The organism is Mesorhizobium comanense, assembly GCF_005503535.1.
Classification (GTDB): domain Bacteria; phylum Pseudomonadota; class Alphaproteobacteria; order Rhizobiales; family Rhizobiaceae; genus Mesorhizobium; species Mesorhizobium comanense.
This window is the reverse complement of sequence record NZ_SCNN01000018.1, coordinates 12991-28757: the sequence shown is the minus strand read 5'-3', so window position 1 is coordinate 28757 and position 15767 is coordinate 12991. Positions and strand designations below refer to the sequence as shown.

The following is a 15767-nucleotide window of genomic DNA, read 5'->3' as shown; positions in this document are numbered from 1 at the left end:
CATGCAGGAACATGACACCTCCTGGGTGCGCACCGAAATGGCGCTGGCGCAGCCCGCGCCAACGAGCGAGCGCGGCCCTGTTGCCTGGGCGCGCAAGAACCTGGTCGGTTCGGTCGGCGACACGGTCCTGACCGTGCTTGGCATCGCCATCGTGGCCTGGATCCTGCCGCAGGTTCTGAGCTGGGCCTTCATCAACGCTCAGTGGACCGGACCTGACCGCACGGTCTGCGCCACGGTGGCGCAAGGCGGCATCCAGCCGGATGGCTGGAGCGGCGCCTGCTGGGCCTTCGTCAACGCCAAGTTCGGCCAGTTCATGTTCGGCACCTACCCGGTCGAGGAGCGCTGGCGGCCGATCCTGGTTGCCATCCTGTTCGTGGCGCTGCTGGTGCCGATGTTGATGCCGCGCTTGCCGCGCAAGGGGCTGAACGCAATCCTGCTCTTCCTGGTGTTGCCGATCGTTTCCTTCTTCCTGCTGATCGGCGGCGTGTTCGGCTTGCCGCATGTCGAGACGTCGCGGTGGGGCGGACTGCTGGTCACGCTCAGCCTGTCCTTCGTCGGCATTGCCGTGTCGCTGCCGCTGGGCACCGTGCTGGCGCTTGGCCGGCGCTCGAAAATGCCGATCATCAAGACGCTTTGCGTGATCTTCATCGAGACGGTGCGCGGCATACCGCTGATCACCGTGCTGTTCTTCGTCAGCGTCATGCTGCCGCTGTTCCTGCCCGAGGGCGTCACCTTCGACAAGTTCCTCAGGGCTCTGATCGGCGTGTCGCTGTTTGCCGCCGCCTATATGGCCGAAGTGGTGCGAGGGGGCCTGCAGGCGATCCCGAAAGGCCAGTACGAGGGCGCCGATTCCCTCGGCCTCGGCTACTGGCAGAAGATGGGCCTGATCGTGCTGCCGCAGGCGCTGAAGCTGGTTATTCCCGGCATCGTCAACACGTTCATCGGCATGTTCAAGGACACCAGCCTGGTCCTCATCATCTCGATGTTCGACCTGCTCGGCGTGGTCAAGCAGAACTTCTCGGACGCCAACTGGGCGACGCCGCAGACGGCCAAGTCCGGTCTTGTGTTCGCGGCCTTTGTGTTCTGGCTGTTCTGCTTCGGCATGTCGCGCTATTCAATGTACACCGAACGCCGGCTCGACACCGGCTACAAACGATAAAACACAGCAATAAGGGGAACTGGCCATGGCCACTGAAAACGCCGTCAGCGCGGAAGACCTCAAGGTCAATGCCGGAAAGATGCAAATCTCGGCCACCGATGTCGCCATCGACATCATCGCCATGCACAAATGGTACGGCGAGTTCCATGTGCTGAAGGACATCAACCTGAAAGTCATGCGCGGCGAGCGCATCGTCATCTGCGGCCCGTCCGGGTCGGGCAAGTCCACCATGATCCGCTGCATCAACCGGCTCGAGGAGCACCAGAAGGGCAAGATCATCGTCGACGGCAAGGAGCTGACCAACGATCTGAAAAAGATCGACGAGGTGCGCCGCGAGGTCGGCATGGTGTTCCAGCACTTCAACCTGTTTCCGCATCTGACGATCCTGGAGAACTGCACGCTGGCGCCGATCTGGGTGCGCAAGACGCCCAAGAAGCAGGCGGAGGAAATCGCCATGCATTTCCTTAAGCGCGTCAAGATCCCGGAGCAGGCCAACAAATATCCCGGCCAGTTGTCAGGCGGTCAGCAGCAGCGCGTGGCGATCGCGCGTTCGCTGTGCATGAACCCGCGCATCATGCTGTTTGACGAGCCGACTTCGGCGCTCGACCCCGAAATGATCAAGGAAGTGCTGGAGACCATGGTCGGTCTGGCCGAGGAAGGCATGACCATGCTGTGCGTCACCCACGAGATGGGCTTTGCGCGCAAGGTCGCCAACCGGGTAATCTTCATGGATCAGGGCCAGATCGTCGAACAGAACACGCCGGCCGAGTTCTTCGACCATCCCCGCCATGAACGCACGAAACTGTTCCTCAGCCAGATCCTGCACTGAGCGGCTTTACACCGAGCGCGAAAGCCCGGCCGCGATGCGGCCGGGCTTTCGCTTATGGATCGGCCGATACGATTGGCGGCGGAGCAGGGGACGGCATCGATGAGAAAAGTCCTGCGGTTCCTTTCCCTGCTGTCGGCCGCGATCGTGCTTGCAGCCGCCCTCGGCACGCTGGTGCCGCGCCCGCTCTGGCCGGCGGCGCGAGCCGGCGTGGCCACGCGACACATATTGGTGCTGCACAACCCGATCCACACCGATATCGCCATTCCGGTGGATGACGTGGTGCGCAAGCGCTTCCACTTCCTCATGGACGCCGGAATGCCTTCCGATGCACCGGAAGTGCGCTATCTCGTCTTCGGGTGGGGCGGCCGCGCCTTCTATCTGCAGACGCCGACCTGGTCCGAGCTGAAAGCCGTTCCGGTGATGAAAGCGCTGACCCTCGACGCGTCGGTCATGCATGTCGATGTTGCCGGCGACATCGTCGAGCCGCATCCCGATGTCGCTGGGTTCGACATAGGGGAAGACCAGTTCGCGACACTGATCGACTATATCTCCGCAAGCTTCCAGCAGGGGCCGAATGGTCCGGTCGTGGTCGAGAATGCGAGCTATTCCAGCTTCGACCGCTTCTACGAAGCCAACGGCCATTTCAACGCGCTGGTCGGCTGCAACACCTGGACGGCCGCTGCGCTTCGCACCGCCGGCCTCCGCACCGGCTGGTGGAACCCGCTGCCGGTGTCGCTGGGACTGTCGATGCGGCTCTACAATTAGGCTCGGTTATGCCCCCGGCCGCATCATTGCGAACTGTCAGCGCCGGATGACTTTCGCTTGCTCCCAGCCATAGAGCCAGTCGAGATCGGCCGCGAGCTTCTCCGCCGGCCGCATCGCCAGCACCAGGTTGCGGGCCAGTGCCACCGGACCCCGGGCATGCCAGGCAAGCCGGTTGAGCGCGCCGCGCTTGCGCACCTTTTCGACGCGTGGCCGTCGCAGGTTCTCCCAGATGGCGAGGCTCTGCTGAGGATCAGCAGGGAAGTCGGCCATGGTCTTGGCCAGCATTGCCGCATCCTCGATCGCCATCGCCGCGCCTTGTGCGGCGAACGGCGTCATCGCATGCGCCGCGTCGCCGATCAGCGCTATGCCTTGCGGGTTCGTCCACCGGCTCTGTTCGACGGTATGGATCGGAAAGGCCGTCCAGGGGCCGGCCAGGGCGACAAGCTTCCCCAACGCCTGCGCGGTGCCGCGCATGGCTTTGCCAAGGATGGCGGGGTCGGCATGGCCCGCCCAGCCTTCGGCGATCCGCTCGCCCCTGGTGAAGGCGGCGAGGTTGAAGACCCTGCCTTTGCTGACCGGGTAGGCGACCATGTGGAAGCCGGGATGCAGGAAGGTGGTGACGCAGTCGGCAGCGCCAAGGGCGGCAAAGGCCTGTCCGGCAGGGCTTTCGGCCGCCACGGTTGCGCGCCAGGCCAACTCGCCGGAAAAATGGCTTGCCGCGAACACGGCTCCGCCCTTCGAACCTGCAAGCCCGCGCACCGATGACCACACGCCGTCGGCGCCGACCAGCAGCAAGCCATGCCCTTCGATTGTCTCTTGCCCGATCTCCGCGCTTGCCGTGACGTGGTGAGGGCTTGTGGAAATCTTGCCGACGCGCGCTCCGGTCCGGATTTTGATGTCAGGCCATTCCACAACACGCGCCATCAGCGCGCCCTGCACATCGGCCCGGTGCGCGACGAGGTAGGGCGCGCCCCAGCGGCTTTTACCGGCTTGCCCCAGCGGCACACGCGCCAGTTGGCGCAGCGTCCTTGCGTCCTTCAGCACCACGGCCTCGGGCCGCACCGCCGCCGGCAAAAGCCGGTCGAGCACGCCGAGTTGGCGAAGGATGCGTGTGGCGTTGGGAGAAAGCTGGATGCCGGCGCCCGCCGCTTCGAGGCGCGGTGCCTGTTCGAACACCTGCACGGAATAGCCGCGTTCGGCGAACGCGATGGCCGCCGTCAGCCCGGCGATGCCCGCCCCGGCGATGACGACTTGCCGGGAGCGCGTGTCGTCCATCATCTCTGTCGCAAAAGAATCAGGCGGCCTGATCGATATAGAGGCAGCCGGCAGGCACCGTTTCCGTCGCCTTCAGCTTCGGTGAATAGCGGTAAAGGGTCGAACAGTAGGGACAGACCTTCTCATTGTCGTCGCCCATGTCGAGAAAGACATGCGGATGGTCGAACGGCGGGTTGGCGCCCGTGCACATGAATTCCTTGACCCCGATGTCGATAGCGGGATGGCCCGCATCGTTCTGGAAATGGGGAATGGAACCGCCTGCCATCGTCGTCTCCTTAACGCAGTCTCTCCTGCATCTGGATCATATCAGGCCTGTTTGCAAGTTCGATGAAATCAAACTGTCGCAAAAGCCTGTCAGAGAACTGTCGCAAAAGCCTGCCACAGGATAAGTTAAGCCGGTTAACCGGCTGAGGCGGGACAAGAGCAGGAACCATGAACGAATTGAAGCCGGTACTGAGCGAATTCAACAATGTCGAGACGGCGAGCCCGGAGGGCAACCCCGACCGTTTCGTCAATCGTGAGTTTTCCTGGCTGCAGTTCAATCGCCGCGTTCTGGAAGAATCGCTGAACACACACCATCCGCTACTCGAGCGTGTGCGCTTCCTGTCCATCTCGGCCGCCAACCTCGACGAGTTCTTCATGGTTCGCGTCGCCGGCCTTGCCGGCCAGGTGCGCGAGGGCATCGCACTCAAGAGCCCGGATGGCCGCACCCCCGAACAGCAGCTCGAGCAATTGCTGCGCGAGGTCGAGCGGCTGCAGGAGGATCAGCAGAAAAGCCTTTCGGCGCTGACCGTGCTGCTCAACAAGGAAGGCATCGAGAGCATCACCCGCGACGCGCTGACCAAGGACGAGAAGGTCTGGCTGGAAGAACACTTCCAGGATCAGGTGTTTCCGGTGCTCACCCCGCTGTCGATCGATCCGGCGCATCCGTTCCCGTTCATCCCCAATCTCGGCTTCTCGATGGCGCTGCAATTGCGGCACCGCAAGAACGGCGAGGAGATGAGCGCGCTCTTGCGCTTGCCTGTGGCGCTCAAGCGCTTCATCCGTCTGCCGGACCGCAAGCATCATGTCCGCTTCATTCCCCTGGAGGAGGCGGTCGGCCTTTACATCGGCAAGCTGTTCCCCGGCTACGAGGTCAAGGGCTCCGGCACGTTCCGCATCATCCGCGACAGCGACATCGAGGTCGAGGAAGAATCGGAAGACCTGGTGCGGCTGTTCGAAACAGCGTTGAAGCGCCGCCGCCGCGGCTCCGTCATCCGCATCGAGTTCGACATGCTGATGCCGGCTGAACTGCGCGAATTCGTCGCCGGCGAACTTGGCGTTTCATCGAGCCGCATCAGCGTGCTGACTGGCCCGCTGGCGCTCAGCCAGATTTCCGAAATCGTCGCGGTTGCCCGCGACGATTTGAAGTTCACGCCTTACAATCCGCGTTTCCCCGAGCGCATCCGCGAGCATGGCGGGGACTGTTTCGCCGCTATCCGCGAGAAGGATATCATCGTTCACCACCCCTACGAATCCTTCGACGTGGTGGTGCAGTTCCTGCGTCAGGCGATGGCCGATCCTGAAGTGGTGGCGATCAAGCAGACGCTCTACCGCACCTCCAACGACAGCCCGATCGTGCGCGCGCTGGTCGATGCGGCGGAGGCCGGCAAGTCGGTGACGGCGCTGGTCGAGCTCAAGGCCCGCTTCGACGAGGAAGCCAATATCCGCTGGGCGCGCGACCTCGAACGCGCCGGCGTGCAGGTCGTATTCGGCTTCCTCGAGCTCAAGACCCACGCCAAGATGTCGCTGGTGGTGCGGCGCGAGGATGGCAAGCTGCGCAACTACGTCCATCTCGGCACCGGCAACTACCATCCGGTTACGGCGCGCATCTACACCGACCTGTCCTTCTTCACCACCGATGCGACGATCGCCCGCGACGTCGCCCAGCTCTTCAATTTCATCACCGGCTACGCCGAGCCGACCGCCGAAATGCGGCTGGCGATATCCCCGTTCACGCTGCGCAACCGCATCCTCCAGCACATTTCCGACGAGGTCACCCATGCGCTGGAGGGGCGTCCGGCGCGCATCTGGATGAAGATGAACGCGCTTGTCGACCCGATCATCATCGACGCGCTCTATGACGCAAGCCGCGCCGGGGTTGAAATCGACCTCGTCGTGCGAGGCATATGCTGCCTCAGGCCGCAGGTGCCTGGCCTGTCGGAGAACATCAGGGTCAAGTCGATCGTTGGCCGGTTCCTGGAACACAGCCGTATCTACTGTTTCGGCAACGGCCATGGGCTGCCGGCCGACGAGGCGATCGTCTATATCTCCTCGGCCGACCTCATGCCACGCAATCTCGACCGCCGCGTCGAGACCATGGTGCCGATCACCAATCCAACTGTGCATGAACAGGTTCTGGGCCAGATCATGCTGGGCAACATCATGGACAATCAGCAAAGTTTCGACGTATTGGCTGATGGAACCTCCCGGCGCGTCGTGCTTGAGGAGGGGGAGGAGCCGTTCAACGCGCAGGAATATTTCATGACCAATCCGAGCCTCTCGGGACGGGGTGACGCGCTGAAATCGCATGCACCGAAGCGGATCGCGCAGTTCAAGCGCCGCAAGAAGAACGCCACCGCCTGATGCTGTCCAATTCCCAGGGCCGGCTGCAGGACCGCCGACCGCTGTCCATCATCGACATTGGTTCGAACTCGATCCGTCTTGTCGTCTATGAAGGGCTGGCGCGCTCGCCGACCATGCTGTTCAACGAAAAGATGCTGGCCGGCCTTGGCCGCGGCATTGTCTCGACGGGAAAGCTCGACCCCGAGGGGGTGGCGCGCTCGATGGAGGAGTTTCGCCGCTTCCGCGCGCTTTCCGATCAGGCCGGGGCGGAGCACATGTATGTGCTGGCAACGGCCGCGGCGCGCGAGGCCATCAACGGTCCCGATTTCATCCATCGTGCCGAAGATGTGCTGAAGACCGAGATCCGCGTCCTTTCCGGCCGCCAGGAGGCTCATTATTCCGCGCTCGGCGTCATTTCCGGTTTCCACCCGGCCAATGGTATTGCCGGCGACCTTGGTGGCGGCAGCCTGGAACTCATCGATATCGCCGGTGAGGCGATCGGCGACGGCATAACCCTGCCCCTCGGCGGCCTGCGCCTGCAGGACATGTCCAAGAATTCGCTCGTCCAGGCGCAGAAGATCGCACGCCAGGAACTGGCGCGGGCAAAGCTCCTAAAGGGCGGGCAGGGCAGGACCTTCTACGCCGTCGGCGGCACCTGGCGAAACCTCGCCCGGCTGCATATGGAGATGACCAACTACCCGCTTGGGGTCATGCACCATTACGAAATATCGGCCGACAGCGCCCAGAGCTTCCTCCGGCAGGTGGCGAGGGGCGAGGTGGAAAAGGTGAGGGGGATCGAGGGCGTCTCCAAGAACCGCCGTTCGTTGTTGCCGTACGGTGCGCTCGTGCTGCAGGAGATCATGGCGGCGATGCAGCCGTCGAGGATCATCGTTTCGGCGCAAGGCGTGCGCGAAGGCTTCCTCTATTCGCTGCTCGATGCGGCAGAACAGAAGGCGGATCCGCTGATCTCGGCGGCCGAGGAACTCGCGCTTTTGCGCTCACGCTCGGTCCATCACGCGCACGACCTGGTAGAATGGACCGGCAAGGCCTTCAAGGCCTTCGGCATCGATGAGACGGAAGACGAGGCGCGCTATCGCCATGCTGCCTGTCTGCTCGCCGACATAGGCTGGCGCGCGCATCCGGAGTATCGCGGCAAGCAGTCGCTCAACATCATCGCGCATGCGTCCTTCATCGGCGTCGACCATCCCGGCCGCGCCTATCTGGCGCTCGCCAACGCCTATCGCCATGACGGCATCTTCAACGATGGCATCGCGCCCGAGATCAAGGCCCTGGCGCCGCCGCGCCTGCTCGAGCGCGCTCGCGTTCTGGCGGCGATGATGCGCGTGGTCTACCTGCTGACAGCGGCGATGCCCGGCGTCATGCCGAGATTGAAATGGGAAACCCGCCCCAACGGCGCGCTGGCGCTGGTGCTGCCGGCTTCGTTGTCGGACCTCTACGGCGAGCGGCCGGCCGGCCGCATGGCGCAGCTGGCGCGCATTACCAACCGCCGCCTGGTGCTTGCGGTGGAAGGCGGGCAGAGCGTTTCGGTGAAATGAAGACGGCCAACGGTGCGCGGCATCTGACCCAGGCGGATGTTGGACATCGTGTTTGAAGACAGGATTGAATCCCGGGCAACATGTCTGGTTGGTTCCAGGCTCGCCACTGGATTCAAGGCGAGCTAACCGCGCCCATCGGCCGACCAAGCGCCGGCGCCGGCCATGGCGAGCGCCAGGAAGCCGCCGGAGATCGCGATATCCTTCATCAGCATCTGCTGGTGCAGGAAGGCCAGCGTCGCATCGCCGGCGCCCTGGCCGTAATGGCCGATAAAGCCGGCCACGATGCAGAAGGCGGCCAGCAGCAGCGCCACGACGCGGGTCTGAAAGCCGACGAGGATCAAAAGCCCTGCGATCAACTCGAACAGGCCTGTGCCCCAGGCTGCCAGCGTGGGAAATGGCAGTCCGAGGCCGGCGAAATAGCCTGTCGTGCCCGCAATGTTGGCGAGCGCCTGGAAACCGGACGGGACGAACAGCACGGCAAACAGCAGTCTGGAGACCAGAAGCACTGCGTTGCGGGTCATGGTCACCTCCCTTGCAAGCGTCGGTCGCCGGCTGCGACCGCAATCTATACCTGCAACTGGACAACGAAAAAGCGGCGCGGAAAATTCCGCGCCGCTCATTTCGGGTGCTTGGGAGGAAAGCTTCAGCCGCGCTTGGCGTCGATCGAGTAGGCGCCGGCGCCCGACGAGGCGAGCAGGATAAAGCCGCCGGCGATGGCGAGGTTCTTGAGGAACTGAATCATCTGCATCTGGTCGGCCCAGCCGGTATGCGCCACCAGCCCGGTGGCGATCGTGAAGATTGCGAGCACCCAGGCGGCGATGCGGGTCTGGAAGCCGACGAGGACGGCAAGGCCGCCGAGCAGTTCGATCAGGCCGACGACAACCGCCGTTACGGTGGGCAGCGGCAGGCCAAGGCCGCCGAAATAGGCCGCGGTGCCGGAAATGGCGGTGAGCTTGCCGAAACCCGAAAGCAGGAAAATGACGGCAAGCAGGATACGGCCGAGCAGGATGGTGAGGGCGCTGTTGGACGCGGTGCCGGCGCCGGCGGCGGAAGTGTTGACGGACATGGTGGCTCTCCGAATGGGTTGAATGCCCCCAGAGATAGACGATGCCGACTGTTCACCAAAGCTGTCTATGTGGCGACACATTGTTCACAGAGTATACATTTCCGCGATCGAACCGGCGGCGCGAAATTCGTGTCGCCGGCTGAGGGAACCGCGGTAAAATCTGCTGCGAAAAAATGCCTTATCCCGGATGTGTCATGTCCTCCGGCCGCACCAGCCGGTCATAGTCGGCCTCGCTGACCAGTCCGGTGGCGAGCGCTTCCTCGCGCAGCGTCGTGCCGTTCTTGTGCGCCGTCTTGGCGATCTTGGCGGCATTGTCATAGCCGATGGTCGGCGCCAGCGCCGTCACCAGCATCAGCGAGCGGTCCAGCGCCGCCTTGATGTTGTCCTCGCGCGCCTCGATGCCGACGACGCAATTGTCGGTGAAGGAGACAGAGGCGTCGGAAAGCAGCTGCACCGACTGCAGGAAGTTGTAAGCCATCAGCGGGTTGTAGACATTGAGCTCGAAATGGCCCTGGCTGCCTGCGAAAGTCACGGCTGCATTGTTGCCGAACACCTGCACGCAGACCTGGGTCATCGCTTCGCACTGCGTCGGATTGACCTTGCCCGGCATGATCGAGGAGCCGGGTTCGTTTTCCGGCAGCGACAGTTCGCCGAGGCCCGAGCGCGGGCCCGAGCCCAGGAAGCGGATGTCGTTGGCGACCTTGAAGAGTGCGGCGGCGGCCGCGTTGATGGCGCCGTGCGAGAACACCATGGAATCGTGCGCTGCAAGCGCCTCGAACTTGTTTGGCGCGCTGACGAAGGCGATGCCGGTGATGGCGGCGATGCGATCGGCCACCCGTTCGGCGAAGCCGACCGGCGCATTGAGGCCGGTGCCGACGGCGGTGCCGCCTTGCGCCAGCTCCTGCAGGCCGGGCAGTGTCAGCTCGATACGCTTGATCGACGAGGCCACCTGAGCCGCGTAGCCGGAAAACTCCTGGCCGAGGGTCAGGGGCGTGGCATCCTGCGTGTGGGTGCGGCCGATCTTGATGATGTGGTTGAAGTCCCTGGCCTTCGCATCCAGCGCCTTGTGCAGGTGCTTCAGCGCCGGCAGTAGATCGTGCACGATGCGCTCGGCGCAGGCGATATGCATGGCCGTCGGGTAGGTGTCGTTCGACGACTGGCTCATATTGACGTGGTCGTTGGGATGCACCGGCTTCTTCGAGCCCATGACGCCGCCAAGCATCTCGATCGCCCGGTTGGAGATCACTTCATTGGCGTTCATGTTGGACTGCGTGCCCGAACCGGTCTGCCAGACCACGAGCGGGAAATGATCGTTGAGCTTGCCGTCGATCACTTCTTGCGCAGCCTCGACGATCGCCTTGCCGATCGCCGGATCGAGCCGCTTCAGCTCCATGTTGGCTTCCGCGGCCGCCCGCTTGACGACACCCAGCGCGCGCACGATCGAGGCCGGCTGCTTTTCCCAGCCGATCTTGAAATTGCCCAGGGAACGCTGCGCTTGCGCGCCCCAATATCGGTCGGCTGCAACCTCGATGGGGCCGAACGTGTCGGTTTCGGTTCTGGTCTTGGGCGTGCTCACGGCAATCTCCGGTCTGTCGATTTGGGCAACGGCGTATCGCGTTGCACAAAACGCATCAAGCGGAGATTGAGCACGATGAGGATGCAAATCGGTTGAAGGGGCTTGGTGCAAATTCGCTCCCCGGTCCAACTGCCGTGCAGCCTCTCGCCATACGTTGGGAGATGCCTTTCTGGAGCTACAGGCCGCGGCGACCAAATCCGGCTGGACCCGTGGGGCGCCGCGTTTGTGACGCCGCGGATGCGGCCTCCGTCCTGCCGGCTTGCCGCGCCACGCTGGTGGACCGTGATTGCTGCTGGATCGGGCGTTCGGCCGTCATGCGCGAGATGGTGGCGCTGAGGTCGTTCCTCGCCTCATTCGCGCCCGACGGTGGGCCATAGTCGTTGTTACCATCCGAACCGGAGAAGAAGCCGCATTCGACGAGCACCCACAGTCCGCCGATATAGGGGACGAACAGGATCAGCGACCATCGGCCCGACTTGTCCAGATCATGGTATCGCTTGATCGTTGCCGCGAAATTGATCCAGAGCGAAAGAGCGGCGCCGGTGAGCAGCACCAGATTGACGCTCAGCCTTTCCGAGGGAAACGATCTGAGCCTGTGCCCGGTCGACGCGCCTCCGACATGGATGAGGGCCGCGACTGTCGCAATCACTAGGGCCAGAATTGCCAGCTGGGCCAGCCACCATTGGCCGCGCCCGATGCGTCCGGAAAATCCAAACAAGAGATTCATTTCTTCTCCTCAGTTGGCGGCGCGGAAAGTATCCGTAAATCTTGTAAAAGGTAGCTGAAGATACTGTATTTGAGTAATCGGCGCGGCGACCTCAATAGATCGATGGTTAATTGTTATTGAATGATATATATAAATAGGGTGCAGTATTGCATTTCCCGGTGATGGGATTTGAAATTCTCTACTGGAAGCAGCCCTTGGTGGGCGCTTTCGGTTTGGAACGGCAATGCGCCGGGCTCCGTCTGAGGCCTGTCGTGCGCGGCCCGGCGCTTATCCCGACGTGTATCCGCCGTCGATGGCAAAGATGCCGCCACTGGTCCGTCTGGGCGGCTGATGCGGCCCAGCGGATAGCTGAGTTCGACATAGGCTTTCAGTTCCGCTTGCGCTTCGGCGGGCAGGTTGTCGACCGTCTTGCGCCGCATGGTGGTACCCACCGTCCGGGGGCGATGCCATCCGAGCCACCGGTGCTCAACGCCCACCTGCCGCGAAGCTACGTCATCTGTACCTCAGCAGTTGATGTGTCGGGTCTCGACCATTGGGAGTCTGCCAGGGCAAGCCCGTCTGGCTATCCCGGCCATGGACTTCGGCCAGCTGTTCTGGCGAGGGTCTTGCAAGGCCGGGGCAGCCGGGTCATGAAGGGCCATTCTGAAAACAATCTGGATTGAAGATCGGATCTTGAAAGTATTTTTGAAATGATTCTTTTGAATTCAACCGTCGCTGATATGCCGCTGCCTGTTGAAATGGTGGAACGGCGTCGGGGCTTTCTTTTTGGGCTCAACCGTGAGGAAATGTACTGCCGGTTTAGAGCGGGAAAATTGAAGGTGACCTTCCGCAAGGCCTGGCTTCAGCGGCATATGCAGATCCTGGGAATCATTGCCGATGCGCTGGCATCGCTGGGTGTTCGCGAGATTCCGCCCTTCTATGTCAATCTGGGTGATAGACCTTTTCCCAACAAACGCCGCTTCCGGACGCGGTTTGGTTTTTCCAACGAAGACGGATATGCCGAGATTGCCGCTCCCGATTTCACATTCAACGGCTGGTGTGAAGCGAAGTTCGACAACTACGATCAAAAGACGGTTGCGATAGCGGCGGCGTCGGAATGCCCGCCGAGCGACGACCGTGCCTTCTGGACCGGGCGCTGTATGAACGATCCGCGCAAGGCGTTGGTGCAGATAGCCGCGGTCCGGCCTGACCTGCTGGAGGCCTATGACGCCGCGCCCGGCTATGACAGCGCGACCCACCAGTATTCGGGCGCCTTCAAGACCATGGAGGAGCAGATTGCCACCTACCGCTACATGATCGACATCGAGGGCGCCGGCTACAGCGGGCGCTTCAAGATGCTGCTTCATAGCAGGCGCGTTGTGCTGCTGCAGGAGAGGCCCTGGCGCGAATGGTTCTTCGACGATATCGAGCCGTTCCGCCACTATGTGCCCGTGGCCCGCGACATGTCCGACCTGACCGAGCGCATCGAGTGGCTGCGCGCCAATCCGAAGTTGGAAGCCGAAATAGCCAGGGAGGCGCAGCATTTCGCGCGGACCCGGTTGACCCGCGCGGCGGCCGTTGCGGCATGGGCGCGGCTTCTGCGGAACCATGCGACCGCCGGCGGCAATCTGAAGTCCGGCCTTCAAAACCGCCCGCGGTCGAGAGCCTGGCCTGGCTGAGGTTTCTTTTGTTGCGGTCGCCCGGGGATGGGCTCAGGCGCCGGTGGCCGGCCGTTCCTGACCGGCCAGACGCGCACTGACATAGCCCTTGACCTGGCGGATCGCCTGTTCTCGCGAAACGCTGCCCGGCTGCAGGCCGAGCCGCAACCAAAGCCCGTCGATCAGTGCAGTGACACCGAGCGCGATATCGTCGGCATCCGCGACAGAGGTGAGCCCGCGCAAGCCCGACAGCAGGTTCGAGCGCATGCGACCATGGATGACCTTCTGGATACGCGCGAGCTTCTCGTCGCGCGGTACCTCGGCGCAGAGCGAAAGCCAGGCATGGCAAAGTGGTGGCAGGAACAGGTGTTCCTCGAAATTGCCTTCGATCACCGCATCCAGGCGCTCGATCGGAGTGCGGGCCTGGCGAAGCCTGGCGACCACGGCATTGCACAGAACCGCGTTGGCCTCCCGCATCGCATGCTCGAACAGTTCCTGCTTGTTGCGGAAGTAGTGCAGCACGATGCCTTTGGAAGCGCCTGCATGGGCCGCCACCTTTTCCAGTGTGGCGCCGGCAATGCCTTCACGCTCCAGCACTGCGAAGGCCGCCTGCCGCAATTCCTTGCGGCGTATATCTCCGAGACGCTTGAGCTTCATGGGTTCAATCCACGCGTGACGAATCCACGTTGACATCTTCGTCCGCTCAGATCAAGAATTGACCAATGGGACAATAAACAGACCTATTGGTCAAATTCATGAGGAGAACGGAAATGTCGCGTATTGCCGTAAGTGGTGTCTGTCTTGCCGCATTGATGCTGGCCCCGCACGTCGCGCAGGCGGCGGAACCCGAGCAATGTCGCGCTGTCCGCATGGCGGAGCCCGGCTGGAACGATCTCGCTTTCACAACGGGGGTCGCCAATGTGCTGCTGCAAGCGCTCGGCTATCAGCCGCAGAGCGAGGTGCTCGGCATCAACGTTATCTACGAGGGCATGAAGAACCGGGATCTCGACCTGTTCCTGGGCTATTGGGATCCGGCCATGGTCACCTACTACGAGCCCTACAAGAAGGACGGCTCGGTGGAGAATGTGCGCGTCAATCTCGTGGGCGCCAAATATACCTTCGCGGTGCCGACCTATGTCTGGGAGGCCGGCGTCAAGGATGTCGCCGACCTGCACAAATTCGCCGACAAGTTCGGCAAGAAGATGTACGGCATCGAACCCGGCTCCAACCAGCTGATGATGGACGCCATAGCCGATCCCGCCTTTGGCCTCGACGGCTGGCATGTGGTGGAATCGAGCGAGGCCGGCATGCTCTCCGAGGTCGGCTATGAGATCAAGGAGAAGCAGTTCATCGTGTTCCAGGGCTGGGCCCCGCATCCGATGAACACCATGTATGATTTCAAGTACCTGACCGGCGGCGACAAATTCTTCGGTCCAAACTTCGGTGCCGCGACGGTGACGACCCAGGTGCGCAAGGGCTATCTGCAGGAATGTCCGAACGTGGCGCAGCTCCTCAAGAATCTCGCCTTCGACATCGACATGGAAAATGTCGGAATGGGTTATCTCATCAATGACGGCATGAAGCCGGAGGAGGGGGCGCTGAAGTCGATCACGCTGAACAAGGGACGCCTCGACGCGTGGCTTGCGGGCGTCACGACATTCGACGGCAAGCCTGGCCTCGCCGCCGTCAAGGAAAAGCTCGGCCTGTGAGACCAGTGGTCCTGGAAGCCTCTCCGGAGCAGGATGCCTGGGCCGGGCGCAAGCAATTCATCGATGTCGACGGTCTGGGCCAGGCCTATGTCGAGATCGAGGGGGCCGAACCGGCGCTTCTGCTGGTCCATGGGTTTACCGACACCAGCCGCAGCTTCTCGCTGCTCGCGCCGCATCTCGCCGGCCGCCGGCTGATCATGCCGGATTTGCGCGGCCATGGCGCCTCGCAGGAAGGGGCTGCTCATGGCGTCGCCGATTTAGCCGCCGATATCGCTGGCCTGATCCGACGGTTGCGGCTGCATCGGCCGATCCTCGTCGGCCATTCGCTGGGCGGCATGGTGGCGATTTCACTGGCCGCGCGTCAGCCGGATCTTGTCGGCGGCCTTGTCGTGCTGGCCAGCACATTGAAGCCTGGCTTCACGCCCGGCCATCCGTTGCTGGTCGCCGTCGAGACCTTGCACGACCCGATATCGCCGGCCGACCCGCTTTTCGCCTGGTGGCACGCCTGCCAGCCGGTCGTGCCAGGAGCCTTTCTTGCGGGATTGGCGGCAGACGCATCGGCGATGCCGGCTCAGCGCTGGCGCGCCATCCTGGAGGAAGTATGCCGGACCGACCTGACCGGCCTGGCTCAGGCCGTGCGGGTCCGCACGCTGATCATCGCCGGCGCATGTGACCCGCTGTTCGACGAACCGCATCAGCAGGCGCTGTCATCCGCTCTGCCTCACGCGCGCTTGATCCAGGCGGAAGGATGCGGCCACAATCCTCACTGGGAAGCGCCGGCTTCCGTCGCCAGGGCTATCGCCGGAGCGTTCGGCCTCTCTGATCTCGCGGAATAGAGCATGATCCCGAAAAGTGGGAACCGGT

The 15767-nt window shown here is 62.8% G+C and carries 16 protein-coding genes; 8 read left to right on the top strand and 8 right to left on the bottom strand.

Annotation, left to right across the window (positions count from 1 at the left end; all coding sequences use genetic code 11):
• Position 1: 1 nt before the first annotated feature.
• The 3 genes from FFS37_RS25490 (at position 2) to FFS37_RS25480 (ending at position 2753) form a co-directional block, all read left to right on the top strand.
• Complete coding sequence (locus FFS37_RS25490; RefSeq protein ID WP_137933735.1) at positions 2-1159, top strand: amino acid ABC transporter permease; 1158 nt, start codon at positions 2-4, stop codon at positions 1157-1159.
• A 25-nt stretch (positions 1160-1184) separates the two neighbouring features.
• A complete protein-coding gene (locus tag FFS37_RS25485) occupies positions 1185-1988 on the top strand; it encodes an amino acid ABC transporter ATP-binding protein (RefSeq protein ID WP_137933734.1) in 804 nt (267 codons plus the stop codon).
• Between the two features lie 99 nt (positions 1989-2087).
• Positions 2088-2753, top strand: a complete 666-nt coding sequence (locus FFS37_RS25480; protein WP_137933733.1) for a TIGR02117 family protein — start codon at positions 2088-2090, stop codon at positions 2751-2753.
• Between the two features lie 36 nt (positions 2754-2789).
• On the opposite strand, the gene FFS37_RS25475 is transcribed toward FFS37_RS25480, so the two are convergent.
• Positions 2790-4028: an FAD-dependent monooxygenase gene (locus FFS37_RS25475; RefSeq protein ID WP_137933844.1), complete on the bottom strand. Its 1239-nt coding sequence runs from the start codon at positions 4026-4028 to the stop codon at positions 2790-2792.
• Between the two features lie 19 nt (positions 4029-4047).
• Positions 4048-4293 (bottom strand): zinc-finger domain-containing protein, encoded by a 246-nt coding sequence (locus FFS37_RS25470; protein ID WP_032929729.1) that lies wholly within the window; start codon positions 4291-4293, stop codon positions 4048-4050.
• A gap of 167 nt (positions 4294-4460) precedes the next feature.
• Here FFS37_RS25470 and FFS37_RS25465 point away from each other — a divergent pair, with 167 nt between their 5' ends.
• A complete protein-coding gene (locus FFS37_RS25465; RefSeq protein WP_137933732.1) occupies positions 4461-6653 on the top strand; it encodes an RNA degradosome polyphosphate kinase in 2193 nt (730 codons plus the stop codon).
• Entirely contained in the window at positions 6653-8188 is a 1536-nt protein-coding gene (ppx, locus tag FFS37_RS25460; RefSeq protein ID WP_137933731.1) for an exopolyphosphatase, read from the top strand. Before FFS37_RS25465 ends, ppx begins: the two co-directional genes overlap by 1 nt.
• 122 nt (positions 8189-8310) lie before the next feature.
• Here ppx and FFS37_RS25455 read toward each other — a convergent pair whose 3' ends face one another.
• From FFS37_RS25455 to FFS37_RS36205, 5 genes are all read right to left on the bottom strand, one after another.
• On the bottom strand, positions 8311-8709 hold the full coding sequence (locus tag FFS37_RS25455) for a DoxX family protein (RefSeq protein ID WP_137933730.1): 399 nt from the start codon (positions 8707-8709) through the stop codon (positions 8311-8313).
• Between the two features lie 122 nt (positions 8710-8831).
• Positions 8832-9254 carry a DoxX family protein gene (locus tag FFS37_RS25450; RefSeq protein ID WP_137933729.1) on the bottom strand — a complete coding sequence of 141 codons (423 nt, stop codon included), beginning with the start codon at positions 9252-9254 and terminating at the stop codon, positions 8832-8834.
• Between the two features lie 178 nt (positions 9255-9432).
• On the bottom strand, positions 9433-10830 hold the full coding sequence (gene fumC, locus FFS37_RS25445; protein ID WP_137933728.1) for a class II fumarate hydratase: 1398 nt from the start codon (positions 10828-10830) through the stop codon (positions 9433-9435).
• A 175-nt stretch (positions 10831-11005) separates the two neighbouring features.
• Complete coding sequence (locus FFS37_RS25440) at positions 11006-11557, bottom strand: DUF805 domain-containing protein (protein ID WP_137933727.1); 552 nt, start codon at positions 11555-11557, stop codon at positions 11006-11008.
• Between the two features lie 113 nt (positions 11558-11670).
• Positions 11671-11976, bottom strand: a complete 306-nt coding sequence (locus FFS37_RS36205) for a hypothetical protein (protein ID WP_232375766.1) — start codon at positions 11974-11976, stop codon at positions 11671-11673.
• A gap of 399 nt (positions 11977-12375) precedes the next feature.
• Between FFS37_RS36205 and FFS37_RS25430 the strand changes: the two genes are divergently transcribed.
• Positions 12376-13215 carry a glycosyl transferase family 90 gene (locus tag FFS37_RS25430; protein WP_171026416.1) on the top strand — a complete coding sequence of 280 codons (840 nt, stop codon included), beginning with the start codon at positions 12376-12378 and terminating at the stop codon, positions 13213-13215.
• 33 nt (positions 13216-13248) lie between these two features.
• Here FFS37_RS25430 and betI read toward each other — a convergent pair whose 3' ends face one another.
• Entirely contained in the window at positions 13249-13887 is a 639-nt protein-coding gene (betI, locus tag FFS37_RS25425; RefSeq protein WP_137933725.1) for a choline-binding transcriptional repressor BetI, read from the bottom strand.
• 77 nt (positions 13888-13964) lie between these two features.
• Here betI and choX point away from each other — a divergent pair, with 77 nt between their 5' ends.
• Together choX and FFS37_RS25415 are read left to right on the top strand one after the other, a co-directional pair.
• A complete protein-coding gene (choX, locus tag FFS37_RS25420; protein ID WP_137933724.1) occupies positions 13965-14903 on the top strand; it encodes a choline ABC transporter substrate-binding protein in 939 nt (312 codons plus the stop codon).
• Positions 14900-15739: an alpha/beta fold hydrolase gene (locus tag FFS37_RS25415; RefSeq protein ID WP_137933723.1), complete on the top strand. Its 840-nt coding sequence runs from the start codon at positions 14900-14902 to the stop codon at positions 15737-15739. Before choX ends, FFS37_RS25415 begins: the two co-directional genes overlap by 4 nt.
• Positions 15740-15767 lie beyond the last annotated feature (28 nt).

What these genes read in the sequence shown, in the direction of transcription:
- FFS37_RS25455 (WP_137933730.1), bottom strand. Translation starts at nt 8,709, where the DNA reads ATGACCCGCAACGCAGTGCTTCTGGTCTCCAGACTGCTGTTTGCCGTG.
- FFS37_RS25485 (WP_137933734.1), top strand. Translation starts at nt 1,185, where the DNA reads ATGGCCACTGAAAACGCCGTCAGCGCGGAAGACCTCAAGGTCAATGCC.
- FFS37_RS25465 (WP_137933732.1), top strand. Translation starts at nt 4,461, where the DNA reads ATGAACGAATTGAAGCCGGTACTGAGCGAATTCAACAATGTCGAGACG.
- ppx (WP_137933731.1), top strand. Translation starts at nt 6,653, where the DNA reads ATGCTGTCCAATTCCCAGGGCCGGCTGCAGGACCGCCGACCGCTGTCC.
- FFS37_RS25490 (WP_137933735.1), top strand. Translation starts at nt 2, where the DNA reads ATGCAGGAACATGACACCTCCTGGGTGCGCACCGAAATGGCGCTGGCG.
- FFS37_RS25450 (WP_137933729.1), bottom strand. Translation starts at nt 9,254, where the DNA reads ATGTCCGTCAACACTTCCGCCGCCGGCGCCGGCACCGCGTCCAACAGC.
- FFS37_RS25475 (WP_137933844.1), bottom strand. Translation starts at nt 4,028, where the DNA reads ATGGACGACACGCGCTCCCGGCAAGTCGTCATCGCCGGGGCGGGCATC.
- FFS37_RS25470 (WP_032929729.1), bottom strand. Translation starts at nt 4,293, where the DNA reads ATGGCAGGCGGTTCCATTCCCCATTTCCAGAACGATGCGGGCCATCCC.
- FFS37_RS25440 (WP_137933727.1), bottom strand. Translation starts at nt 11,557, where the DNA reads ATGAATCTCTTGTTTGGATTTTCCGGACGCATCGGGCGCGGCCAATGG.
- FFS37_RS36205 (WP_232375766.1), bottom strand. Translation starts at nt 11,976, where the DNA reads ATGCGGCGCAAGACGGTCGACAACCTGCCCGCCGAAGCGCAAGCGGAA.
- FFS37_RS25480 (WP_137933733.1), top strand. Translation starts at nt 2,088, where the DNA reads ATGAGAAAAGTCCTGCGGTTCCTTTCCCTGCTGTCGGCCGCGATCGTG.
- choX (WP_137933724.1), top strand. Translation starts at nt 13,965, where the DNA reads ATGTCGCGTATTGCCGTAAGTGGTGTCTGTCTTGCCGCATTGATGCTG.
- betI (WP_137933725.1), bottom strand. Translation starts at nt 13,887, where the DNA reads ATGTCAACGTGGATTCGTCACGCGTGGATTGAACCCATGAAGCTCAAG.